Annotated in this window: 19 protein-coding genes, 1 tRNA gene and 1 pseudogene; 11 read left to right on the forward strand and 10 right to left on the reverse strand. The window is 49.6% G+C overall.

Features of this window, described 5'->3' with window-relative positions; translation table 11 throughout:
* Positions 1-86: 86 nt before the first annotated feature.
* Both trxA and B3A20_RS13060 read left to right on the forward strand, forming a co-directional pair.
* Positions 87-410 (forward strand): annotated as a pseudogene (trxA, locus tag B3A20_RS13055) (thioredoxin); the annotation flags it as partial.
* A 375-nt stretch (positions 411-785) separates the two neighbouring features.
* Positions 786-1,454, forward strand: coding sequence for a Crp/Fnr family transcriptional regulator (locus B3A20_RS13060; RefSeq protein ID WP_290765606.1), 669 nt, complete (start codon positions 786-788; stop codon positions 1,452-1,454).
* A 285-nt stretch (positions 1,455-1,739) separates the two neighbouring features.
* Here B3A20_RS13060 and mdh read toward each other — a convergent pair whose 3' ends face one another.
* A complete protein-coding gene (mdh, locus tag B3A20_RS13065; protein WP_173339185.1) occupies positions 1,740-2,681 on the reverse strand; it encodes a malate dehydrogenase in 942 nt (313 codons plus the stop codon).
* A gap of 288 nt (positions 2,682-2,969) precedes the next feature.
* Positions 2,970-3,233, reverse strand: coding sequence for a DUF7675 family protein (locus B3A20_RS13070; protein ID WP_290765613.1), 264 nt, complete (start codon positions 3,231-3,233; stop codon positions 2,970-2,972).
* Positions 3,234-3,524: 291 nt separating this feature from the next.
* Here B3A20_RS13070 and hisS point away from each other — a divergent pair, with 291 nt between their 5' ends.
* The 5 genes from hisS (at position 3,525) to B3A20_RS13095 (ending at position 11,780) form a co-directional block, all read left to right on the forward strand.
* Positions 3,525-4,829, forward strand: a complete 1,305-nt coding sequence (gene hisS, locus B3A20_RS13075; RefSeq protein ID WP_290765616.1) for a histidine--tRNA ligase — start codon at positions 3,525-3,527, stop codon at positions 4,827-4,829.
* A 37-nt stretch (positions 4,830-4,866) separates the two neighbouring features.
* Entirely contained in the window at positions 4,867-6,483 is a 1,617-nt protein-coding gene (locus B3A20_RS13080) for a hypothetical protein (protein WP_290765618.1), read from the forward strand.
* A gap of 19 nt (positions 6,484-6,502) precedes the next feature.
* On the forward strand, positions 6,503-8,566 hold the full coding sequence (locus tag B3A20_RS13085; protein ID WP_290765620.1) for a GDSL-type esterase/lipase family protein: 2,064 nt from the start codon (positions 6,503-6,505) through the stop codon (positions 8,564-8,566).
* 26 nt (positions 8,567-8,592) lie between these two features.
* The gene (locus tag B3A20_RS13090) at positions 8,593-10,443 is read left to right on the forward strand and encodes an MBOAT family O-acyltransferase (RefSeq protein ID WP_290765623.1); all 1,851 of its coding nucleotides are present in this window, start codon (positions 8,593-8,595) and stop codon (positions 10,441-10,443) included.
* 272 nt (positions 10,444-10,715) lie between these two features.
* Positions 10,716-11,780: a M23 family metallopeptidase gene (locus tag B3A20_RS13095; RefSeq protein ID WP_290765626.1), complete on the forward strand. Its 1,065-nt coding sequence runs from the start codon at positions 10,716-10,718 to the stop codon at positions 11,778-11,780.
* 225 nt (positions 11,781-12,005) lie between these two features.
* Here the strand turns inward: B3A20_RS13095 and B3A20_RS13100 are convergent, their stop codons facing one another.
* Positions 12,006-13,376, reverse strand: coding sequence for a chloride channel protein (locus B3A20_RS13100; protein ID WP_290765628.1), 1,371 nt, complete (start codon positions 13,374-13,376; stop codon positions 12,006-12,008).
* Positions 13,377-13,461: 85 nt separating this feature from the next.
* On the opposite strand from B3A20_RS13100, the gene B3A20_RS13105 reads away from it, so the two are divergent.
* Both B3A20_RS13105 and B3A20_RS13110 read left to right on the forward strand, forming a co-directional pair.
* Positions 13,462-14,049 carry an L-threonylcarbamoyladenylate synthase gene (locus B3A20_RS13105; RefSeq protein ID WP_290765631.1) on the forward strand — a complete coding sequence of 196 codons (588 nt, stop codon included), beginning with the start codon at positions 13,462-13,464 and terminating at the stop codon, positions 14,047-14,049.
* Positions 14,050-14,098: 49 nt separating this feature from the next.
* A tRNA-Arg gene (locus B3A20_RS13110) sits at positions 14,099-14,171 on the forward strand.
* Between the two features lie 85 nt (positions 14,172-14,256).
* Here the strand turns inward: B3A20_RS13110 and B3A20_RS13115 are convergent.
* From B3A20_RS13115 to B3A20_RS13145, 7 genes are all read right to left on the reverse strand, one after another.
* Positions 14,257-15,198: a helix-turn-helix domain-containing protein gene (locus B3A20_RS13115; protein ID WP_290765634.1), complete on the reverse strand. Its 942-nt coding sequence runs from the start codon at positions 15,196-15,198 to the stop codon at positions 14,257-14,259.
* 119 nt (positions 15,199-15,317) lie between these two features.
* The gene (locus B3A20_RS13120; RefSeq protein WP_290765637.1) at positions 15,318-16,574 is read right to left on the reverse strand and encodes a DUF1302 family protein; all 1,257 of its coding nucleotides are present in this window, start codon (positions 16,572-16,574) and stop codon (positions 15,318-15,320) included.
* 115 nt (positions 16,575-16,689) lie between these two features.
* Positions 16,690-17,463: an outer membrane lipoprotein-sorting protein gene (locus B3A20_RS13125; RefSeq protein WP_290765640.1), complete on the reverse strand. Its 774-nt coding sequence runs from the start codon at positions 17,461-17,463 to the stop codon at positions 16,690-16,692.
* A 9-nt stretch (positions 17,464-17,472) separates the two neighbouring features.
* Positions 17,473-19,848, reverse strand: a complete 2,376-nt coding sequence (locus B3A20_RS13130) for an efflux RND transporter permease subunit (RefSeq protein ID WP_290765643.1) — start codon at positions 19,846-19,848, stop codon at positions 17,473-17,475.
* 4 nt (positions 19,849-19,852) lie between these two features.
* Positions 19,853-20,245, reverse strand: coding sequence for an ExbD/TolR family protein (locus tag B3A20_RS13135; protein ID WP_014546408.1), 393 nt, complete (start codon positions 20,243-20,245; stop codon positions 19,853-19,855).
* On the reverse strand, positions 20,238-20,804 hold the full coding sequence (locus B3A20_RS13140; protein ID WP_290765646.1) for a MotA/TolQ/ExbB proton channel family protein: 567 nt from the start codon (positions 20,802-20,804) through the stop codon (positions 20,238-20,240). The genes B3A20_RS13135 and B3A20_RS13140 overlap by 8 nt, the downstream gene beginning before the upstream one ends.
* Positions 20,804-21,511, reverse strand: coding sequence for an energy transducer TonB (locus B3A20_RS13145; protein ID WP_290765649.1), 708 nt, complete (start codon positions 21,509-21,511; stop codon positions 20,804-20,806). The genes B3A20_RS13140 and B3A20_RS13145 overlap by 1 nt, the downstream gene beginning before the upstream one ends.
* A gap of 254 nt (positions 21,512-21,765) precedes the next feature.
* On the opposite strand from B3A20_RS13145, the gene B3A20_RS13150 reads away from it, so the two are divergent.
* Both B3A20_RS13150 and B3A20_RS13155 read left to right on the forward strand, forming a co-directional pair.
* On the forward strand, positions 21,766-23,520 hold the full coding sequence (locus B3A20_RS13150) for an ABC transporter ATP-binding protein (RefSeq protein WP_290765652.1): 1,755 nt from the start codon (positions 21,766-21,768) through the stop codon (positions 23,518-23,520).
* Positions 23,520-25,238, forward strand: a complete 1,719-nt coding sequence (locus tag B3A20_RS13155) for an ABC transporter ATP-binding protein (RefSeq protein ID WP_290765654.1) — start codon at positions 23,520-23,522, stop codon at positions 25,236-25,238. The genes B3A20_RS13150 and B3A20_RS13155 overlap by 1 nt, the downstream gene beginning before the upstream one ends.
* The last annotated feature ends 12 nt before the right edge of the window (positions 25,239-25,250 follow it).

The following is a 25,250-nucleotide window of genomic DNA, read 5'->3' on the forward strand; positions in this document are numbered from 1 at the left end:
CCTAGTCACAGTTTAAAGCCTTGTGATTATCTAAAATATAGATGTAAAGAGGGGATAGCTCCCCAGAAAAGAGTTTAAACAAAAAAAGGAAAGGTAAAACAATGGCTGAATTAAAAATCACAAGAGAAAACTTTGAACAAGAAGTCCTCAAATCCGACAAGCCCGTTCTGATTGATTTCTGGGCACCTTGGTGCGGCCCGTGCCGTATGCTCTCGCCCACCATCTCGGAAATCGCAGAGGAGTATAAGGACAAAGTAAAAGTAGGAAAGGTGAATGTTGACGAAGAGGGTGATCTCGCCGCTATGTTCCGCGTGTCAAGCATTCCGCTGCTCGTGGTCATGAAGGACGGTAAAGTCACAAACTCCGCAGTTGGCGTCCGCCCCAAAAATCAAATCGTAGAAATGATATAGTTCAATCCAATCAAGCCCGCCACCGTCTGTAAGGCCTGTACTGAGCAAGCCGAAGTAAGCAGAGTCCGAGTGCGCGGGCTATTTTTGCATTAACTCTTCAAAAACAGCACACTTCCTACACCTTAAAAAAGGAGATTCCCACCTAAAGGTGGCCATGCGCACTATGGAACAAAGTTCCAAGTGCTGTCCGCCCGATCATCCCGGTCATCCCCGTCAAGCGAGGACAGGCGCGAGGACAGGCGCCAGGAATGACAAAAGAGCCGAGCGATGCAGAAACATGTTTGCATGTTTCTATATCCGAAGCGAACACGTCAAGCCACGAAGTGGAATGACAAACAAAATGATTTTATATATTCCCCTTAAAGGGGGCGCATTATGGTCGAACCGATTAGTCAAATTGTCAAAAAAATTCCGTTTTGGGGAAATCTCACGCTTGAAGAAAAGGCGCTTGTATCGCAACGAGCATTGACCAAGCGTTTCAACAAGGACCAAATCATCATCAGTGACCGTTCCGCCTGCCTCGGGATTATTCTCATTTTGAAAGGCGGTGTCCGCATAAGTCTTATTTCTGACGAAGGTCGCGAAGTTACGCTTTACCGAGCACACGCAAACGAGTTCTGCGTTTCGACAGCATCATGCGTAATTCACCAGCTGACTTTCGAAGCAAATGTCACCGCCGAAGAAGATACAGCCGTTCTCGTCATTCCATCGTCTGTTTGTGCAAGGCTTATGGAATCAAACATCTACGTCCGTTCATTTGTCTTTGAGCAAGAAACGGAACGCTATTCACAGACAATTTGGGCCATTCAGCAAATGCTATTCAAGCGTTTTGACCAGCGCCTCGCCAATTACTTGATTAATTCATACGAAAGTAGCGACAAGCCCGAAGTCAAAAAGACACAAGAAGAAATCGCGCGAGACGTGAATTCCGCCCGAGAAGTCGTCGCCCGCATGCTCAAGGAATTCGCCGCCAAAGGGCTTGTAGAAATAAAACGCGGCGCAATCGTACTCCGCAATATCGAGGGATTAAAAAGGCTGCTATAAGGAGATTCCCACCTAAAGGTGGCCATGCGCACTATGGAACAAAGTTCCAAGTGCTGTCCGCCCGCTCGGAGGCGGGAATGACATCTAATAGATTACCCGTGAACAACAACCTCGTATTAACGAGGCGTGTTCGTGAGAGCGAGGCGAAGACGGAGTCCCCGCCTTGCACAAGAGCCGAGCGGTCTCATTAGGTGTGAGCGAGAAACGCCTGGCATTATCCAGGCGTTTTCGCGAGAGTGAGCGTCGCTCACATATTTCTATCGAGTCTAGACGCGAACGGTCTGATTACGTGTGAGCGTCAACCCATTCGGCGTTCTTCTTGCAAGCTTCGACAGACTTGTCGAAAGCAGCCTTTTCTTCGGCGCTCATCTTGACTTCAAGAATCTTTTCAACACCGTTTGCACCGACGACAACCGGCACACCGCAGTAGAGGCCGCTAACGCCGTATTCGCCGTTGAGCTTGGCAGCGCAAGAGAACACGCTCTTCTTGTCGAGGAGGTAAGCTTCAGCCATGTGGATAGCAGAGGTAGCCGGGCTGTAGAAAGCAGAACCGCGACCGAGGAGGTTCACGATTTCGCCACCTGCACCAGCGGTACGCTTTGCAAGTTCAGCAAACTTTTCCTTGCTCATGAGCTGAGAAACCGGGATGCCACCGACAGAGACGCATTCCATGATGGAGACCATCGTGTCGCCGTGGCCACCCATAACGAGAGCCTTCACGTCTTCGACGGAAACGCCGAGTTCGTCAGCAACGAAGCAAGCGAGACGAGCGGAGTCGAGCACGCCAGCCATACCGATGACCTTGTTGGCCGGGAGGCCAGACTGCTTCTGCATGTTGTAGACCATGGCGTCGAGCGGGTTCGTAATAACGATCACGAATGCATCCGGAGCATTTTCCTTGATGGCTTCAGCAACAGTCTTGATAACGCCGCAGTTCTTGTCGAGGAGGTCGTCACGGCTCATGCCCGGCATACGCGGGAAACCAGCGGTAACGATAACAACGTCAGCACCCTTAATAGCGGAGTAATCGGTAGAACCCTGAAGATCAACGGACGAATTGATGACGGAACGGCCTTCCATAATATCGAGAGCCTTACCCTTCGGCATGCCCTGAGTCTGCGGAATGTCGATAAGGACGACGTCGCCGAGGTTCTTCTGTGCGAGCACGAGAGCCATTGTACCACCAATTTGACCAGCACCAACGAGTGCAATCTTCTTTCTTGCCATGATTAACCTTCCTTTTAAGGTATTTAAAATTTTACGTGTCAAATATAGCAAAAGAAATGTAAAACCGGCAACATGAACCAATGTTACATATTATTTATTTGAGGGGAAAATGGGGAAAGCCTTCCCCTCGGCGGCTCCTCGTTGCCACCAACCCATTCACCTAGGGGCTAGACCGCTTTTAATGATTAAAATACAGGAGATTCCCCATCGAAGCGGGGAATGGCAGAGCATCGAAGTGCGGAAAGACGATTGCAAAATTCACTGGATTTTCACATTCACCTAGTTCGGTCAAGATAGACTCCCAAACGCGACGCGGGCTATCCTTTTTACGAAAAAAAAGTTTGCCCAATAAGGATTTTCTTTGTCAAATAATTCCTTTTCCTCTTTAGTGAAGTTTTTAGGATAGTCCCCAAAGAGAAACAAGATTTTTTTCTTGTCGAAGGATACCGCATAAATCCCACGGCAGCTAACGTAATCAACCCACCAGATTTTATCGCCGGCCTTTTCTTTGTAAAACACAATCTTTCTTGATTCATCTTTGACCATGATCATAATTGGTCTCCTTTTTTCTTAAGATACATTTAATAAATGTCAAAATTTTACACATTGACTTTTTCAAAAAGCGACGGGGGTTTTAGGGGGTGTCCCCTTAGGCGTGGGGGTGATGGAAGACCGCGGAGCGGGCTGCAATCAGGGGGATACCTCCCCCACACAAATAAATAAAGGTAATCCCCCATCAAGTCAGGAATGACAATGCGTCGGGAAAGACAGGGCTTTTTCCGCCCGCGTTTTCCCAACCACTAGCCACTAACCACCAACCACTTTACTAAATTTGCGGTCACTATGAGTATTGCTATTCCTCAACTGCCTAAGGGCACACGCGATTTTTACCCGGAAGCTGAACGCATCCAGAACTACATTTTTGACACATGGCGCAAGGTCGCCGAAAGCTTCGCCTACGAAGAATACGAAGGCCCGATGTTTGAACATCTGGAACTTTACACCGGAAAATCCGGCGAAGAAATTGTAAGCCAGCTTTACAACTTTAAGGACAAGGGCGACCGCGAAATTGCACTCCGCCCGGAAATGACGCCGACGCTCGCCCGCCTCGTAATCCAGAAGGCCCGCGAACTCAAGAAGCCGTTCAAGTGGTTCTCCATGCCGCGCCTATTCCGTTATGAAAAGGCACAGAAGGGTCGCCTCCGCGAATTCTTCCAGCTGAACATGGACATCATCGGTACCGAAAGCATCTACGCCGAAGCGGACTTGCTCGCCTCCATCGCAACGATGCTTCGCAAATTCGGCCTCAAGGACGCGGACTTTGCCATTGGCGTTTCGAGCCGCAAGCTCCTCGCCACCTACCTCGAAGAAATTGGCGCCCCGAACCCGGCGCTTGTTTACCCGGTTCTCGACCGTCGCTTGAAAATCGGCCCGGAAGCATTTGCCAAGGCACTTACCGAAGCAGGCCTTTCCGAAGCTCAGATCAAGCAACTCGACGATTTCATGAGCTGCAAGTCTATCGAAGAAGTGCGCGCCACCGTGAAGAGCGAAAACGCAACCGCCGCCCTCAAGGAAATCGAAGACCTCTTTGCAACGCTTGCCGCAGCAGGCTTTAGCGAATGCGTGAACCTCGACCTTTCCATTGTGCGTGGCCTCGCCTACTACACGGGCATCGTGTTCGAAGTGTTCGACAAGGGTAAATCCATGCGCGCTATCGCTGGTGGTGGACGTTATGACAGCCTCACCGAAAAGCTCGGTGGCGACCGTATCCCGGGCGTTGGCTTTGGCATGGGCGACGTCGTGCTCGCCGACCTCCTCCGCGAACGTGGACTTTTGCCGAGCCCGAAGCAACATGTGGACTTCTACATCGCAAGCTTCACGAACGACATGAAGAAGATTTTCGAAACGGCCCAGGTGTTCCGCGCAAACGGCAACTCTGTTTCTCACCCGCTCGCCACCATGAAGATGGGCAAGCAGCTGGAACAGGCCAACTACCAGGGCGCAAGCATCGTCGTTTATGTCGATGGTGACAAGGCCCAAGCCGGTCAGTTTGAATTCAAGGACCTCCGCGACGGCACCATGCACGTTGGCGACACTGCCGAAATCATCGCACGAAGCAAGCAAAACATCGAATCGAAAAAATCATAAAGGAGATCCCCGGTCAAGCCGGGGATGACATCTCTGCATGACTCCAGTAAAAGTACTACTCAGCATCATTTCCCTGTTCCTCGTCCTTGGATTGATGGCGCTAGCCTACCCCGAAGACGGGATTCATGTCGGCGATACGACGCTCCGCTACCCGAAGCTTTCTCAAATCTTTGAAAAGGCAGAAACAACAACGGACTCCGCCGGAAACAAGGTCAAAGTCGAACAGGTAGACCCCGAAGACGCCATCCGCCAGATGATGGAAGAGACCAAGGCGAAGCAGTTCGCCGCATTCTCCGACTCGCTCAAGTACTACGAGGATTTCTTCAAGGAAGGCCGTACGCGCTTTGACCTCCCGAACGATGATCTCACGTGGTTTGACAGATTCTTCCAGAGCCTCCTTGCAGCAAAGAAGGATTCGAGCGTGGTCCACGTCATCCATTACGGCGACTCGCAGCTCGAAGAAGACCGCATTTCGTCTACAATCCGCGAAGACTTGCAGACGGAGTTCGGCGGTAACGGTCCGGGCATGCTCCCTGCCGTGATGCATATTCCGTCGCAGTCAACATCGCAGTGGAACAACGGCGACTTGCAGCGCTACATCATCTTTGGACCCAAGGAAGAACACGCCACGCACAACCGCTATGGACCATTGGCCCAGGTGGGCGAACTTAACGGTTCTGCCGTTATCGGTGTCAAGAAGCGCGAAAGCCGCAAGGACATGTTCCCGCACGTTGGCGGCTACTCCACCATCAAGGTTCTTGCAAGCAACAGGGGTAGCCTCAAGCTCCGCCTCACCTATGAACATGAGGTCATGGAACAGGTTGGTACAAATGCTGACGGTTCTCCGAAGATCAAGACAAAAAACAAAAAAGAAACTGCAGCCGCTCCGGCCGTCGAAAAGTTCACGAAGCTGAACGTTTATACATGGAAGCTCCCGGACACGACCTCGAACATCAAGCTCTACCTGAGCGGGCGCACTGAAATTTATGCGATTTCAGTGGATGGCGCTTATGGTGTCGCTGTAGACAACGTAGCCATGCGCGGAAGTTCGGGCACGGTTTTCCACAAGATCGATAGCCAGCTTCTCGCTGAATCTTACAAGGCGATGAACGCAAAGCTCATCATCATGGAATACGGCGGAAACATGGTCCCGAGCATGACGCCTAAGGTCCTAGACTGGAGTAAGAAACTCATTACCAGACAAATTCAGGCCGTCAAGAAGGCTAACCCGGATGCTGACATCGTGTTCATCGGCCCAGCAGATATGGCAAAACAAATTAACGGAAGATGGCAAACATACCCGGGCCTAGGCATCACCATCAAGATGCTTCGCGAAGTGGCCGCCGAAAATGGCCTTGCCTATTGGGATATGCACCGCGTGATGGGTGGCGAAGGTTCCATGATCAAGTGGGTCAAGAAGTCCCCACCGCTCGGCTTTACAGACCATGTGCACTTTACACGCCGCGGAGCCTCTTATATGGGCGACCTTTTCTGCTCATCGCTCCACATGTACTACGATTATTATTTGTTCCGCGACAGGCATGGCCTGAACGATTCGAAACTCAAGGACATCCGCAAGTTCTCGGACAAAAAACAGGCTAGCGCCGACACAACTAAAGTAATTGATTTGAACAAAGAAAAGCTAAATCCTTAAATACCGGAGGGGGTGTTAAGTGAAGAAAAAGCTTGCCGTCATTGCCGCCATACTAGGCATTGTTAGCATGGGCTCCATGGTTTCTGCAAAGGACATGGAAATCACCCCAGGCTACTATGACGTTGACTTTACGAAATACGACTTTATCGATACGTCTTTGAACACCATCCAGTTCCCGCAAGGGAGCGCAAGTTTCGAGCCGTTTTTCAAGAAGCTCGACACGCTCGTTTTCGAGAACAGGGGCAAGGTGCGCATCCTCCACATTGGCGGTTCGCACTTGCAGGCAGACGTCATCTCGGGCCGCATCCGCGAACACCTGGTAAAGGAATATCCGGGTGCATCTGCAGGCCGCGGCTTCGTATTCCCGTATTCGGCAGCAAGGACAAACACCCCTGCAAGTTACGCTAGTTATTATAAAGGCATCTGGGACAAGAATAAGAACGTCCAGCACGAAATCACAAAACCGCTCGGACTCCTTGGCATTGCAGTAAGCACCCGCGACCCGCGTGCCGAAATCACGCTACTTTTGGACAAGTACAATAACGAACCCATCTGGGGCGAAACAAGCTTTAGAGTTTTCGGATATAGCGATAGCAACGACGTCGAACCAGTGCTCCGCATTGATTCCATGGACGTCTTTGGAACGTTTGACGCCTCTAGCCAGAGCTACGTTTTCACGAGTCCGCGCCCGATTGACACCATCCAGATTGCGTTCCGCTGGGCAGATACGACCAAGCAAGCCGAAGTCGCCGCGTTCATCACGGACTCGCTCTACAAGGATTCCGTTGCCCGCGCAGACTCGCTCGCCCGCGTCGCCGATTCACTGCGCATGGATTCGCTCGGCATTGCGCCCCCGCCAGCATCCTCTCAGCAAGCATCGCAAGTGGTCGCAGCAGATTCGATGTTCCAGGGCGACTGCGAAGACGTTCTCGACACGAACTGCCTGAACCGCGACGAAGACATGCAAGCCGCATTGGATTCCGTTGCCGCAGATACGGTTCCGCCTCGCCCGCACTTTACGCTCACGGGTATCTTGGCAGAGAACAACGCGCCCGGCATCACGTACACGAACGTCGGCATCAACGGCGCCAAGGTCTCTAACTACTTTGAAGAAGCGTGCCCGCTCTTTGAAAAAGAAATGTCCTATTACAAGCCGGACCTCGTGATTTTCGCCATCGGCATTAACGATGCGAACGTCGAAGTATTTAACGACAAGGCTTTCCGTGAAGACTACGACATGCTCATCAAGCGCATCCGCAAAGTGAGCCCAAAGACAGCTTTCATTTTCGAGACAAACAACGACTCTTACCGCAAGGTCCGCAAGAAAAAATACGTGCAGCACCCGAATGGCGAAGTCGCACGCAAAGCGTTCTTTATGCTCGCCGACAAGCACAAGGCTGGCGTTTGGGACAAGTTCTCCATCATGGGCGGGCTTGGTTCCATGGCCAAGTGGGAAAAAGCAGACCTCGCCAAGAAAGACAAGGTACACTTCAAGACTGCGGGCTATCAGTTGCTCGGTGACATGTTCTACAAGGCTTTGATGCAGGCCTACTTCGACCACATTGCAAGCCTCCCCGCCGAAGCTCCGGTCGTTGCACAGGCTAAACCCGCAGCAGCCCCGGCTCCGACTCCGGCACCAAAGACAATCCCGGCAGCATCGAGTGTAGCCCCGAAGGCGCAAGCCCCAACGGCAAAGACTGCTTCGAGCACAGCCACAACAGCTACTGCTACAGCACAAGCTCCGACAGTTCCAGCAAATGCAAAGACCGCAGCCACGATTCAAGCGAAAGTTGCCGCACCCGCACCAACGGCCGCTCCGACAAAACCGGCTGAAACCACTCCGGCAAAACCGGAAACAACCGCCAAAGCGGAAGTCGCAGCTAAGCAGCCCGCTGAAAAAACAGTCGCCCCTCCGCAAATGCCAAAGATTGCCGCAGCCGCACATAAAGATGTCCCAATGCCGGAAGTCGTAAAGCAAACCGCACAACCCGCACAGCCACAAATTCAAATTCCGCTGAAACCTCAAGCACAAGCAGCGGAAAAGCCAGTAACCCCAACACCTAACGCGCCAGACAAGAAATAATTTTTCTAATTTACAAGCCCAAAATTATGCTTGACTATATCATCCCCTACCTGACCCGCACATTCGCATTTGACCCGAACTCCCCGTTACTCTTCACCCAGTTCTATTTCTGGGGATTCTTCGCGGTCGTCTTCGCCATTTTCTCGCTAGTGCACAGCAAGCTTCTGCTCCGCAACGCGTTCCTGTTTGCGACGAGCTTGTTCTTCTACTACAAGACGAGCGGCAGCTACGTGTGCATCCTCATCTTCTGCGTGATAGCAAACTTCTTCATCGGCAAGTGGATTGAGAAAGCAGAAGAAAAGTGGAAAAAGAAACTTTTGATGATTATAGTCGTGATTATCGACTTGCTGGTGCTCTGCTATTATAAATACTCTTACTTTTTCCTGGACGCCCTTTATGACTTTACCGGCATCGAGCTCCACGTGTACAACTTCTTTGCTGCCGCAAGCAACGCCATGTTCGGTACGCATTCGCTGGTCGATCAGATTATCCTCCCGGTGGGCATTTCGTTCTTCACGTTCCAGGCGATGAGTTATTGCATTGACATTTACCGCGGTAAGATCAAGGCCGTAGACAACATTTTGAACTTCGGCTTTTACCTCTCGTTCTTCCCGCAGCTCGTAGCTGGCCCGATTGTGCGTGCAGACAAGTTTGTACCGCAACTCTACAAGCCGTTTTTCCTCCCCCGCCGCGCTTTTGGCATGGCAGTATTCTGGATTTTGAACGGCCTAGCCAAGAAGATTATCTTGAGCGACTACCTCGCCACGAACTTTGTGGACCGCGTTTTCGATACGCCGCTCCTCTTTACCGGCCTTGAAAACCTGATTGCCCTTTTCGCTTATTCGCTACAGGTTTACGCCGACTTCTCGGGTTACACGGATATCGCGATCGGCGTTGCCCTCCTCATGGGCTTCCGCCTGCCGCAGAACTTCAACAGCCCGTACAAGGCTAAGAGCCCGACCGAATTCTGGCGTCGTTGGCACATCAGCCTTTCTAGCTGGTGGCGCGATTACTTGTACATTCCCCTTGGCGGTAACAGAAACGCAACCGTCGGCACGTTTTTCTGGATGGGATTCTTGAGCCTTGTGGCCATCCTCCTTTCTGGCAGCATGTGGGTCGGTATTGCTCTCGGCGTGTTCTTCCTTTACATTGGCATTTTTGCTTACTTCAAGCCGGAATCCCGCAAGACGATTACCACGAACATGAACGCCATGGCAACGCAAATTGTCGGCGGTTGGTGGCATGGCGCTAGCTGGAACTTCATCATCTGGGGCGGTTTGAATGGTTTCGGACAAGTGTTCAACAAGCTCTGGGTGAAGCGCAGCGCAACGGTTCGTGCATCGATTGCTCTTGGTTTCTTTGCATTGAGTGCGATCCTCTACAAGCACTACACGATTCCTATATGTGCGATTACTGCAGTTTGGTTCGGCGTGCTTTTCGTGGGCATCTACTCGACCATCATTTATCATTTGTTCTGCCAAAAACAATTGCCGTGGCTCACGACCGCTTGGAATGTGACACTCACGTTTGTGTTCATCACGTTCACGCGTCTCTTCTTCCGCGCGGGTTCCAACCTTGACCCGGCAGAAGCAAACGAAGTCGCATGGAATACGGCTAAGAACATGGTCCACCAGATGGGTACCGCCTGGCGCTGGGACACGATTCTCCCGATTGCATGGGAACACATCAATATCATCCTCGTGTTCATCGCTGGTATGCTTATCCACTGGATTCCGAAGAAGTTCAAGTCCCGCTACCGCATCACGTTTGCATCGCTCCCAATTCCGGCGATGATTGCCGTAACGGCGTTCATCATCTTCGTGATTTACCAGTTCATGAGCGCAGACAGTTGCCCGTTCATTTACTTCCAGTTCTAGTTATTGGTCAATGGTTATTAGTCATTAGTCAGTAGTCAATCGTTTGTAGCATTTCAATGTCATCCCGCGAGATTCGCGGGATTTTTTTTGCCCGCAATCCAACATTTTGGCCATTCTATCGTAATTTGAACGCACAAGCGTTTACCCAAATTTACAATAATATTACGTAAAAAATTTCTTGTTAATATCTCGTGAAAAAATATCCTAAATATAGTGACAAAACGAAAGAAATTGAGTATTTTTTAGCCCATATATATAGAACCCCTATTTTTATGAAGATAAAAACTATACTCATTGCAGGAGTCCTGCCGCTCGCCCTTTTTGCTAAAGATGACGATGTGGTCGGAAAAATTGTTCCTCGCCTCGTTGAATCCAGAAACACGGAACTGAACCAGCCTTTCGACGGGATCAATGAATTTGCGCCCGAAGCAGAATCTCCTTCCGTTGGAAAATTTTTCATCAACGAAAGTAATTTCGTCCATAAAAAGTCCAAAGCCCGCAAGTCGAAGGTAAGTACACCCGCTAAGGTGAACAAGACCGATAAAGTCGCGGTAAAGCCCGTTCTTGAATCCGCAAACCAAGACTCCATTGACAGCATTAACCAAGACAGCCTTGAGACCGAAGAAGCAGTTCGCGAATACGCCGAAGCAGACGCGGACATCAAGGCGACGACCGATTCGGCTTCGACCGGCGCTCCAGAAAAGCTTTTCGTCCTCGACATGACGACGTCCATCATCCCGACGCAAAGCCGTCGTATCGCCGGCCACTACGGTCCGCGCAAGCACCGCATGCACCGCGGTGTAGACCTCGGACTCTGCCATGGCGAAGACCGCACAATCGTCGCCGCATTCGCAGGCAAGGTCGTCAAGGTCAGGAACCAGGGCCGCCGCAAGGGTTATGGCCGCTACGTGATTTTGGACCACGGCAACGGACTTACAACTCTTTACGCCCATCTTGAACGCTGGAAGGTCAAAGTCGGCGACGAACTCCAGGCCGGCGATGTCATTGGCATCGGAGGCAATTCGGGCCGCTCGTTTGGAGCCCACTTGCACTTTGAAATGCGCTACAACGGCATCTACATCAACCCGGAAACAGTCTATGACTTTGCGGAAGGCACTTTCAAAGACATTTCGGTCACGCTTGATACAGACAAGCTCCAAGAAATCGAAGCTGCCTACCAAAAGGAAATTGGCAAGAGCAAGTTCTATAAGGTTCGCCGTGGAGATTGCCTTGGAAAGATCGCCCACAAGTACGGCACGTCTGTCGAACACATCAAGCGCCTGAACAACCTCAAGTCGGACAACATCCGCCCAGGTCAAATACTCCGCTGCTCGTAAGGAAGTGGTTAGTGGTTAGTGATTAGTAGACAGTAGTTAAGATTTAGTAGAAAAGTCGCGCGGAAATGCGCGGCTTTTTCAATTACACGTGAAGCAAAACACCGAGCGGAAACGTGCGATTTTTTATTCCATGCGGTATAGCAGTCTGTGGAATGTGTCGCCAAAGCGGGCATTCCCCCCTTTATAACAAAATAGCAATATAACTATTAAACTAATAACTAGTAACTATTCCTTAGCAATCTTGTCGTAGGCTTGGATGAGTTCGCGGTCCATGTCACGACGATGCGCCGGAGACGCAAACTTGTTGAGCACCTGGCTTTTGTAAATCGTCCAGTTGCGCGAGAATGCAATGTGCATCACGGCCGCAATCAAAAGGCCAGGCAACAGGCTGTAACTCCCAGTCATTTCGCAGACCATCACGACACCCGCAATCGGAGCCTTTGCGGCACCAGCAAAGAACGCGGCCATCCCGACGAGAATAAACATCTCGGGCATGCGGATAAATCCCGGGAACGCAAGTTCGCATATCCCAGCAAACATGGCGCCAATAACCCCACCAATAAATAGCGATGGTCCAAAGACACCCCCAGAACCGCCCGAACCGACCGTAAGCGCAGTCGCCACAATCTTAGCAAGCACAATGCCGAGCAAGAGGAGCACACCCCACACGGTATGCGGCACAAGCCCCGTCATCAGGTTATCGATAAATTCAAAGCCGCCGCCCGAGACCTCCGGGAAGGCAAGCACCAAGAGCGAAATGAACGCGCCACCCATCGCAGGCTTGAGCCACACAGGAATCGCCCACTTGTTAAAGCGCTGTTCCGAGGCGTAATAGCAACGCACGTACAGGTACGAAAACGGGAAGCACAAAATCCCAAGCAGCGCGCACGCCAATAGCTCGACACCGTTCGTAAACGGGAAATCCATCGTGCAGGCAATCACAGGAGATGAGCCTACAAACGCAATGTAAACCGTAAACGCGACTACAGACGAAATAATCGAAGTTGCAAAAGCGTTGGACTCAAAGTCCTCGCGATAAAGCATCTCGACCGACGTGAGCGCCCCCGCAAGCGGAGCCTTGAAAATGGCACCAAGCCCCGCCGCCGTGCCCGCCAGCATAAACTGCCCGCGCATCATCCGAGGCATCTTAAAGCATTTGCAAATTGTAGAAGCGATGCCAGAGCCGATCTGCGAAATCGGCCCCTCGTAACCTGCCGAGCCGCCCGTTGCAAGCGTGATGATGCTTGCCACAAACTTCACCGGCGCCACGCGCGCCCGCACATTTCCACCTTGGTGATGGAACGAATAAATCATCTTGTCGGTGCCCTGCCCCGCCGTCTCCGGCGCACGTGCCACCTTGTGGATGAAAAGCCCGACAACAAGCCCGCCAACAGCAGGCACCGCGGCAAAAGCATACCACGGCAAAAATCCAAGCGACCACGGCTTACGCACCCATTCCATAGCAACGCCAAGCCCAAAATGGAACGCCACCGCAACAAGCCCTGTCACGACACCGATTACCGCAGCAAGCCCAAGCTTTGGCAGGTAACCATTCACAACGAGAAGTTTCGCAACTGTTCTATGGATACGCTTCACGAGCCGTGAAGATAGAAATTTTACAAAACACTCCCAACACATTTTTTATATATTTTTCCTCCAAAAAGCGAAATAGCAAAAAACTATGCGACTCGAAGTACATCCAGAAAACCCGCAGCCCCGCATCGTGAAGCAGGCCGCCGAAATTCTCGAAGACGACGGACTCGTCCTCTACCCCACCGAATCTGGCTACGCCATCGGCTGCAACGCCGAATCAACCAAAGCCATTCACAAGCTTTACGCCCTCAAGAAGCCCATGAAAAAGTTCTTCATGGCGCTCATCGTCCCGGACATCCGATTTGCCACCGGCTACGCCCACGTGAGCAATTTTGCGTTCAACATCATCAAGCAGCGCGTGCCCGGCCCGTACACATTCATTTTGCCCGCCGACCCGCACATTGCGCGCAAGCTCGACGTGAAGCGCCCTGAAATCGGCATCCGCATCCCGACGCACCCGTTTTTCAAGGAACTCTTCCAGCACTTTGACAAGCCTATCTTGAGCACGGCTGCCAAGCTCAGCGACGAAGACATCTACGAAACCGACGAGCTCTGGAAAACGTTCCAGCACTCCGTGAACATGATGGTCGACTGCGGCAACATCGAGATCAATCCGACAAACGTCGTAAGCCTCGTTGGCGACTGCGTGGACGTCATCCGCGGAGAACTTGCATAAGCAAAGCTTTTGACAAGTTTTGCGCTTATTTCTATATTGCAGTTTACTCGCCTGGGTAATTTAACGGGATAAAATACGTCCCTCCTAAGGATGATATCCGCGTTCGAGTCGCGGCCCGGGTATAGAAAGGTCTCCTACGTCATGTGGGAGACCTTTCTATTTTGTAATTTAATTTATGTAAAATCAAAAATTTATATTGAACTTTGGCTACGACTTGTTCTTATATTCCTTGGGCGAGCAGCCGGTGTATTCCTTGAACGCTTGCGCAAACTTGCTAGAGTTTGTATAGCCCACACGGCTTGCAACTTCGGCGACATTAAATTTGCCATCTAGCAAAAGCTGGGTGGCTTTTTTCATGCGGTACGTCTTGAGGTACGAATAAATGGAATCGCCGTACGCCAGCTTGAAATACTTTTTCATCTGCGTCGGGCTCATTTCGATTTGCTTGGAGAGCTGTTCGAGCGTCAAATGCTCTTCGACATTCTCGCGGAGGATTTCGCGCAGGAGTTCCATTTTGCCCTTGTAAGCGCTCGGAATTTGCACCGCCGTTTCGTACTTGGCTTCGGAATCAAGGCGGCTCAAGAAGAGGATGAGTTCGAGTACCTTAATCTTGAAATACGGCAAACGGATGTTTTTCGGGAGCCTGTAAAGTTCCGAGAAAATATGGCTCACGTGCTCGCTAGACGGGAGTTTCAGCGGGAGTGTAAGCGGCTGGATTTTTTCGATAAGGGCCGCAAAGTCAACACCGACCGCCTTGAACATGTTCATGAGTTCGCATTGGCAGCGATCCATCGAGAACACGACCGCAATGCCGTGGTAGCAATGCACCGGGAATTTGAACGTCTTGCAAGCCGGCATACGGTCGAGCAAAACGAGGCCATTCTCTTCCATGGATTTCGGCATGGATTCCGAATTCAGCCATTCTGCGCTGCCGTTATGGCAATGGAGCACAATCAAATTCTTGCCTTGATTTTCAAAATTGAAAGTAAATTCCTTGAGATGGAAATTGCTGTAGAAGACCTGTAGCCCAGGCAATACGTTATACGTTAGAAGATGCCCCGTCCCCGTTTTATTTTGTAACATATAATGGGAAAAGAAATCTGTATTCTGGATTTGAATCAGATTTTTATCGGGTACGGGCTTTAACATAATCTCTCTCAAAAATTAGACCGAACCAAGTATTTTAGTCTAAACCAATTTTATTAGTTTTATCTAACTTAGTCCAGCCTAAATTTAGGCAATTTTATTTAAAACGGCAAGTGACTCCACTAAAAGAAATACTTACCTTTTACCCATATTTGCGTATTTTTCTTGTAAGTTTTAAACGTACCGCGCCTTCCGCCAAGCCAATCGCCGCCTAACGAAATCGTTATTTGGTCATTCAGGAGGTAATCTGCCGCCGGACGCACATAGAAACCGACATTGTCGACATCAAACATTCCGTAAACAGAAAGTTTAAGCGTATTGTTTAAAAGCTCCTTGGAAATGCGGGCTGTAATCATGGACGTATTCTGTTCTGTACCCAAAACATCGCGGTAATCCATGATAATTTTGTGCATGTACTGGAACATAAAAGTCCAGTCATCGCCTGCATACCAGTCCAAGCCAAGCATGCCATTGAACGTCTTTCGCAACTTGTAATCAAGCGATTTTTTCAGGGCAATAGGTTCGCCGAAATACGCCGCCACCTCGCCACGAATCACAATTTCACCCGCCGGGATAGAGACATCACCACCGACAACATTCATCGGCTCGTACACACCCTTAATCACGGCAGATTTCGTTTCCGGATCGAAGCTCGCAATCGTGACAGGCGACTTATTGAAAGTGCGCAGCGCCGTAAGCGAGAAATCGAGATTCTCCAGGAAGAAACGCAAACGGCCACCCACTTCGCTGTTCTTGAGACGCTTTTCAGGAGTACCGCTCAAGTCCATGCTCGTATTCGCAGGCAACGGCATCGTCCAAGGATTATCCTCGCCCGAGGGCATCACAAAATACTCCGGAACAGGCACAAAGACGAGTTCGGCGGAGAAGCTTTCGCCAGGATACTTGAGGTTGATGGCATTCACAGGCACGCGAATGTCGTCGTAATCGTTCGCCATGAATTCCGTGTAGTCCATAGGCGAAATCAAGTCCGTCAGGCGGAGCCCATCGGCAACGCCCCACGTGATAATTTGACGACCCGCCTTGACTTCAAGGTATTTGCCGGCATAGTCAAAATACGCTTCGCGAAGGAACGCTCCCGACTGGTCTTTGATGAGGCTGTTGTACGCGAGATTGACACTCGAGAAAAGCGAAGCCTCGCCGTAATTCGCGCGCATTTCAAGACGGAGGCGCGTCCGCGAAGACATGATCTTGTGCGGACTTTGCACCTGCAGCGCGTGATACGAATCCACAAAGCCGTTCAGCTGCAGAGAAAGCTCGTCTTCCTGAGCGTGCGCGGATAAGGCGAACGCTGCGGACAACGCCAATGAAATCATAGATTGCTTCGTCACTTTGTTCCTCGCAATGACGTGTTTTATCATTTATCCTCCTTAATGGGAGATGCCCGCGCAATGGCGGGCATGACAATCATACATTCACTGGATCCTATCGGGGCATCGCCCCTCCAGGATGACACAGGACTGTACTGCCTACTAACTACAACCCGCGTTCCAGTTTGTTCACAGAGAAAATCTTGGAATCGAGCTGGATGTTGTATTTCGGATCGAGGAAAAGGAGTTCCGTGGAGTGTCCCGTTTGCACGTTCTTCATTTCCATCTTGCCGACAGTCCAAAAACCGTCAACCTTCTTGATGTCCGAAGAAACCATCTGGCGATGGAGTTTGCCGAGCTTGTCGTAGAATTCGACCTTGGCGACGACATCGCAATCCTTGCGGATCCAGACGAGTTTCTTGGAGAAGATTTCGCCATCCTTCTTGGGAGTCGATTCAACGACATAGTAATCGAAACCATCTGCAGATTCTTCGCGCAAGAGCTTGTGTGTATCTTCATCGACATTGCGCTTGCCGATATCATCGTATGTGAAGTCGGAGCCCATGAAGTAATCGGTCTTGGAGCTCTTTCCGCTGATACGGCGGGTCTTTTTCAAGGCAGGCAGATAGAGCCACTTGTCGTCTTCCTTGTTGACATCGTCATAATTTACGGTCAAGAATCCCGTACCCTTCACATCGTTTGGATAAAGGAAGAACATGATGGTCTTGGTATCTTCGCCCACATCCATTGCATACGAAGTAATCTTGCGGACACGGGTGTTACCGCTCTTGTTCACGAGCTTCATTTCCATCGAGGAAGAGCGCGTGTCGCCATCCGGGCGGTTCTTGACCTTGACCATGATGTCACGGGCATTCGTCTGAGCCATGGACATTGCACTGAGAGCGACAACGAGCGTCGCAGCAATTTTTGAAATTTTCATAGAATCCTCCTATTTTCCGAAAATTTTAAACTTCTTGATTAAAAGCGGTGTCACGAACAGGTCGGCAAGCAAAGCCGAGACAAGGCCCACAAACACCACAAAGCCAAAGTTGAACATCTGCGTTGCCTGCGAAGTCGTAAAGCCCGCAAATGTCGCCACCATGATAATCGTTGTCATTACAAGAGCAGGTCCTGCAGTGCGGAACACCTTGAGAATAGATTCCGTGTAATTCTTGCAACGGTCAAATTCCACATGGCCATGGTTGATGAAATGGATCGTATCGTCTACGGAAAGGCCGATGATCATCGGGATAAGCGTTGCCGTCATCATGTCGAGCGGGATGTTGCTAAAGCCGAGATAGCCGCCCACGAAAATGCCCGGAGCGATGTTCGGAATCATGCCGATGAGACCCGTGCGGACGCTGCCGAAGACAATCATCAAGAGCACGGCCACAATCACGACAGAAATGAGGAAGGATGTCATCTGGCCTACTTCCAAATACTGCTGCATAGCGGTAAACTGCGGCAAGTTACCCACAGCTGTCACCTTCGCATTCGGATAAAGTCCGCGTGCGAAATTCTGCAAGTCCTCGATTTCCTTCTGGAGTTCGTTGGAGTTGTAGCTAGAGATTTCGACCATCAAGCGGAGCTTCTTGTAATCGTAATCCATCCAGTAGCTTGCTTCGGAACCACCGGCATTTTCGTACAGGAGCAAGAGCTGGGCCACCTGTTCTTCCGTTTCCGGGATAGCATACATATCCTGGCGGTTTTCATTCAAGGTGCGGTCCAAATCCTTCAAGATGTCGAGAATGGAAGTGGAACGTTTTGTCAGCGGGTACTTTTGGGCGTGATCCTGCAGCTGTTCCAGCTTCTTGAGATTATCGACTTCCTTTGCCTTGTCGTTTTCGCCAAAATCAATCACCAAATCGTAAGAGTAGAAACTCCCGATTTCAGATTCGGCAACGTAAAGCATCTTGTTCACATATTCGACCTTGCGGCCCATCGTGCGTTCCACGTCAAACGCGGGTTCCATCTTGGTGACACCGTAAATCGAGATTACAGTAATCACAGCAAACACAACCGCAATCGGCTTTCCATGAGTCAGAACAAACTGACCAAGATTATTGAGGATGAGGCCCATGCGCGTATCGCCCTTTTCGAGCACCTTGGCGTTCGGCTTTTTGTCCTTGCCAAAGCTCAGGAGAATCGGCGAAACTGTAAGAGCCACAAGGAGAATGAAGCCAACAGCGATAGAAGAGAGGATGCCCACGGAGCGGATAGGCTTAAGCATCACCGACAGGAACGACAGAAGTGCCACAATCGTTGTGAGTCCCGAGAACAGCACTGACCAGCCGGTTTCTTTCATGGCGTAAAGCACAGATTCCTTGCGCTTACCCGTGAGCATCATATTCTTGCGGAAGAAAGAATGGATATGAATGTTATACGCAATGGAGACGGCAAACGCCAAGATGACAGGCACCATGATGTTGGTCGCATCCATATAAAGACCGAGATAGCCGACCAAGCCAAAAGTCATGATGACGCCCGCAAACGTGGTAATCAGCGGAGAAACGATTCCGCGGAGCGAACGCGTCACAAGGAACATCACGATGATGGAGCAAAGAATCGTAATAAGGAAAATACGGCTCATTTCTTCGCCGATGTACTTGAGCTTCTGATGGCTCAAGTAAGGCATACCCGTTGCAAGAGGGTGCAGCGGAGCGTACTTTTCCTTGGCGATGATTTCAGAGGTTTCGCGGCCCGTCTTCATGTCCGGAGCTTCGGCCTTTTTGCCCTGAGCTTCGCCTTCGGCTTTCCACACAGAATCTTCCGGGAACGGACGAAGCTTGATGTTAATGAAGGCCTGCTTGCGGTCTTTAGAGACAAGCTTTTTTGCAAGCTCCGGCTTAGCGGCGAGGTGCTTTTCGATTTCGGCAAGGCCCGCTGCATCTGTCGGGATTTCTTCCGGCACGATCTGCACGATTTCCATGCCTTCGTCCGTGCCGAGCATGTATTCCAAATCGACAATCGATGTTGCCTTACCGTCAGAATACGAGAGGCTATCGCGCAATTCGTTCGAAAGCTCTCGCAAGAGTTTCAAATTGTCGGGGCTAATGATGGAATGATCGCTTTCCACCATCACGCCCACGAAATAGTCATTGCCGAACGTTTCCTTGAACTTGTCCGTTTCGACAAGCATCGGGTCGCCTTCGATAAAGTAGCTGTCCCATGAAGCCTCAACGTAAATCTTTTTCATGCCCACGATAGAAATCGCAAGCAATGCGATAAACGAAACGAGAAGCAAGGCCCTGTGTGATATCAGGAACCTTGCGAAGTTTTCGAATTTTTCGTTCACCTTTTCGATATTTATTCGAATCCGTGACATTTCCTCACTCCTTTTTTAATTCATTGACGAATTGTATGTTGTAAATCTTTTCCATCTGGAGAACATCCAAGACTTCTGCGACTTTTTCGTAAGGAGTCTTTTTGTCGATTTTCAAGGCCACCGGAGCTTTCTTGTTTTGCACGGCGGCACTCTTGTTCTTCAAAATTTCAACTGTCGCCAATTCACCGTTGATGGCGATTTCGGTTTCTGAAAGTTCTATAAAGAATCCTTCGGAAACTTCTTGCTTGACTTCGCTCGAGGTCTCGGGCAATAAAAGCTTGAGGACAGATTTGTCCTGCTTAAAGACAGACGTCACCAAGAAAAAGACGAGCAGCAAAAACACGCAGTCAATTAACGGCGTCATGTCCAGCGATATGCGACGACGTCTTTTAGCCATTGCGAGACTCCATTCTCTTAGCGTCGCGTTCTTGCAAAGTCTTGCCCAAGTGCAAAAGCACCTGGTTTTCGACTTCGTCCTGTTCCTGCTCCATGCGGGCGTTCAGGTAGTTGAACGCAATCACATGCGGGATAGCGACCACAAGCCCAAGGACCGTTGTCACGAGAGCAAACTTAATGCCCGTCGCAAAAGCGGATGGATCATCAAGGCCCGAGGCCGCTATCACCGTAAAAGCGTTGAAAATGCCCACCACTGTACCGAGAAGGCCAAGCATCGGAGAAATCGATGCGATATTTTCAACCGTCGTAAGGCCCTTCGTGAGCGGCGAGAAAGCAAGGCCGATTTCGGTGCGGATGCTTTCTGTAATGATGTGATGGTCGGTATTGCAAGTCACCACGCGATGAATAACTTTATCTGTCAAGCGAGGCTGTACCGTTTTGTTAAAGACAATTAGTGAAATCACCTTCCAAATAATAATGGCATAACCGATAAAGTTCAGCGCAATCAGGATATAGCCGATAGTACCGCCCTGTTTGACAAAGTCGAGAATGAAGTTCATTACGATCTCCCTGCATTAAGTTTGTACTGAATCGGAATTTCTATCCGCCAGCGTTCTTTTTCTAAAAGTTTTGGAATAGGTTGAAATTTTCCCATGTTGGCAACAGCTTCCAAAGCGCTATTGTCCAGCGACGAATAGCGGCTCGATTCCGAGACTTCGATTTGTTCAATCTTGCCATCGGCAAGGATGGTAAAGCGAACGCGCACCGTGCCTTCCTGCTTTAAGCGCTTTGCCGTCGCAGGGTAATCCTTGATTTGCTCTAATTGCTTTTTGAGCGAGCGCAAGTAGGTACGGGTCACCATTTTCACGGAATCTGCCGAAGGTTTAGGCGGTTCCTTGACCACAGGGGGCGCGGGAGGCGCTTCGACAACAGGTTCCGCAACAGCGACTGGAGCCGTTTCTGTTACCGGTTCCGGGATTGGTTCCGGTTCAGGAGGCTGTTCTTCGACCCGTTTTTCTACGACCTTCGGGATAATTTTAGCACGAACGACCTTTTTCACAACCGGAGGTGCTTCTGGAGGTGGCGGGGGCGCAATATAGACCTTTTCCGCGTGCATTACGGGAGTGTCAGGGCGCTGAGTCGAGATTTCTTCTTTCTTGAAATACGGGTTTAAAAGTGTGGCGATATGGATAAGGATTGCAACGGCAAGCCCTATATAGAAGGCCTTGTTGAAATACAAAGCTGAATAAATTCGTTTCTGAGTCATTTGAACCACACAATTGGACGGACAAAAATAAATCAGAACACGACTCATTTTCTACTCTAAACGGTTAAAAAAAGCTCCAATTAGACTAGGGTAATATTTTTAACAGAAATAGCGTTTTTGTGCGAATTTCGCCAACAATCCAAAGAGTTTCGCTTAAATCCAATCCGCCTTAAATCAAAAAATTTTCTTCTAAAAAATGATTCTTTGTTCTAAATTTTGTTAGCCGAAACTATCTTTTCAGGATTTTATCCAAAATGACTTCTAACAAGAAACAGGACAACACCCTTAAACTGCTATGGCTTTTCGCCGGCAATAAAAAAGCCCAACTTTTTAGAGCTTCTTTTTACGCCATTTTGGGCGTTTTTTGCGGAATCATCCCCTACTTTTGCGTTGCAAAACTGCTATCCGCATTCTACAACAAGACGGTTACCAGCGATGATGTGCTGATTTACGGGGCGATCGCCATCATCGGTTTTGCGTTGAAAGTATTCTTGTCAACGATTTCAACAATGACTTCGCATGAGGCGGCATTCGCCATTCTAAAGACACTGCGAACAAAGATTACCGAGAAAATGGAGCACATTCCCATGGGAATCATGCTCGACAAAGCTTCCGGTTCGTACAAGATGCTCGTTGTCGATACGGTAGAACGCATCGAAAAACCTTTTGCTCACATGGTGCCAGAAATGACCGCAAACATCGTGACTCCTTTGACAATATTAATCGTTTTGTTTGTCATGGATTGGCGCATGGCTCTCGGCGCTTTTGCAACCATTCCATTAGGATTTCTGGTAACCATGGGGCAATTAATCGGTTATAAGGAAAAATCCGCGCGTTACTTCAAGGCGAACGCCGATATGAACGATTCCATCGTAGAATATGTGAACGGCATCGAAGTCATCAAGGCATTCAATCAAAGCGCATCTTCATTTAGCAAGTTTACGAACGCCTGCAAGTACTACCGCGATACAACTCTTGAATGGTGGCGCGGTTGCTGGTTCTTCTCGGCTGCAGGTTTGAATACACTTTCTTCAACTTTACTTGTAACGCTTCCGCTCGGAGCTTACTTATTCATGAACGGGAAAATTGAATTCGGCACGTTCCTCACTTGCGCGGTACTCAGCATGGGCATCGCAGGCCCTTTGATTGCTTCTATGAATTATGCCGAAATGTTCGCTTCGGTATTCCAGGCGTTTACGCAAGTGAACAACTTTTTGAACGAAAAAGATCAAATTCGTCCGAAAGAAAACGTAAAGTTTAACGGTTCTTCTTTCGAATTCAAGAACGTCACATTTGGCTATAAAGATAAGAATGTTTTGAACAAGATATCGTTCAAGACAGCTGAAAAAGGCGTCACCGCAATTGTCGGACATTCTGGCAGCGGGAAATCCACCATCGCCAAATTGATGGCCGGGTTCTGGGATGTGGGTGAAGGCGACATATTGCTCGGTGGCGTCAGCCTGTCCAAAATTCCGTTCAAACAGCAAATGCAAAAAATCAGCTACGTGGCGCAAGACAACTACCTGTTCAACATGTCCATCATGGAAAACATCCGCATGGGACGGCCCGAAGCAAGCGACGAAGAGGTCTACGAAGCAGCAAAGGCTGCAGGGTGCCACGAATTCATCAGCGCACTTGAACACGGCTACAATACAAAAGCAGGCGATGCCGGCAACAGACTCTCCGGAGGCGAGCGCCAGCGCATCACGATTGCTCGCGCGATTCTCAAAAACGCAGATGTCATCATCTTGGACGAAGCCACCGCATACGCAGACCCCGAAAACGAAGCTGAAATCCAAAAGGCACTTTCGAGACTCATTCACGACAAAGTGCTCATCGTCATTGCCCACAGACTTTCGACCATCAAAAATGCCGAAAAGATTCTGGTCATTGAAAAGGGCGAACTTGCCGATAGTGGCACGCACGACGAACTGATGAAAAAATGCGATTTGTACAAATCCATGTGGGAACGCCACATTGCAGGTTCCGACAATAAGGAGGTTGCATAATGCTTAAGACTTTGAAAAGGATTATCAAGCTTTCCGGGAAGCACAAGGGACGCATTTATTGGGGACTAGTTTGTAGCGTATTGAACACGGTTTTCAGCTGTTCTTCTGTATTGGCATTCCTTTGGGTTTTGCAAAACATCAACAATCTCACGATGGATGTCATCTGGACAACCGTCGCGATTTTGGGCGTTGGACTTGTAGGCAAAATTATTCTCAAGTTCTTGACGAACATTTTCATGACCGCTGCAGGGTTCATCATCTTTACGGACAAGCGCCTTGAACTTGGCGACAAGCTGAAAAACGCTCCGATGGGTTATTTTTCGAAGGAATCGCTCGGCCGCATCAACAATACGATTACGACCAACATGGCGACCCTCGAAAACTTTACCATGATGGCAGTAGACAACGTTGTCGGCGGCATTTTGCAAGGACTCGGCGTTTCCATTTTCCTCATGATTTTCGACTGGAAAATGGGACTCATCGCTATTTCGGGAATTTTGCTTTCGCTTATTCCCTTGACGCTTATACAGACCAAATCCAATTCGCTTTCATTAAAGCGTTACGAAGCGGTCGAACGCGTCACAAACAATGTCCTTGAATACATCCGCGGCATTGCCGTCATCCGTTCATTTGGCAGAGGCAACGCCTCCAAACTCGATGAGACTTTTGACGAATTTGAAAAGACCGCCATCAAGATGGAAAAAAGTATTCTCGTTCCGCATGGATTCTTCCGAGCAACGCTTGAAATTTTTAGCGGTATCATCATCCTGTGCGCCGCTTGGATGACGTATCACGGCACAATGGATTTTACCTACGGCATGATGTTCCTTGTTTCGGGATTTATCATCTACGGGCAAATGGAACTGCTTGCCAATGGCGCTTTCTTGATGGAACAGATTGAGACCTCCATGGACCAGATGGATGAAACTTACAATGTTCCAAAGCTTACCGGGCATGAATCTGTTGACGAGAACAAGACCGACATCGAAATCAAGGACGTGACTTTTGGTTATGACTCTCGCGTGATTCTGGACAAGATCAGCGCGAAGATTCCCGCAAAATCCAAATGCGCTATAGTCGGTTATTCCGGTAGCGGCAAGACAACTTTGTGCAATCTGATTGTCCGTTTTTGGGATGTTCAATCCGGTTCAATCACATTCGGCGGAAAAGACATCAAAAGCTATGCGCCGGATGAATTGCTGTCGCATTTTTCGATGGTGTTCCAAAATGTTTTCCTGTTCAATGACACCGTCGAAAATAACATTAGATTCGGTTGTCCGAATGCAACGCACGAACAAATCGTAGAAGTCGCAAAACGCGCCCGTTGCCACGATTTCATTGAAGCTCTTCCCGACGGATACAACACCGTCATTGGCGAAAATGGCAGCAGCCTTTCCGGTGGCGAGAAACAACGCATTTCGATTGCACGAGCCCTCTTGAAAGACGCACCGGTCGTTATCCTCGATGAAGCGACATCTTCTGTGGATCCCGAAAATGAATCAGAATTGATGGAAGCGATTGCAGAACTCACCAAAGGAAAAACAGTCATCTCTATCGCCCATCGTTTGAATACAGTAAAGAACGCCGATCAGATTCTTGTCATTGACCGCGGACATATCGTACAACGCGGCACACATAAAGAGCTCTGCAACGTCAACGGCGTTTATAAGAAATTTTTGGATATTAGGAAAGCTTCGGCAGGCTGGAGCATTACCTAAACAAAGGATTGT

It is taken from the genome of Fibrobacter sp. UBA4297 (assembly GCF_002394865.1).
Classification (GTDB): domain Bacteria; phylum Fibrobacterota; class Fibrobacteria; order Fibrobacterales; family Fibrobacteraceae; genus Fibrobacter.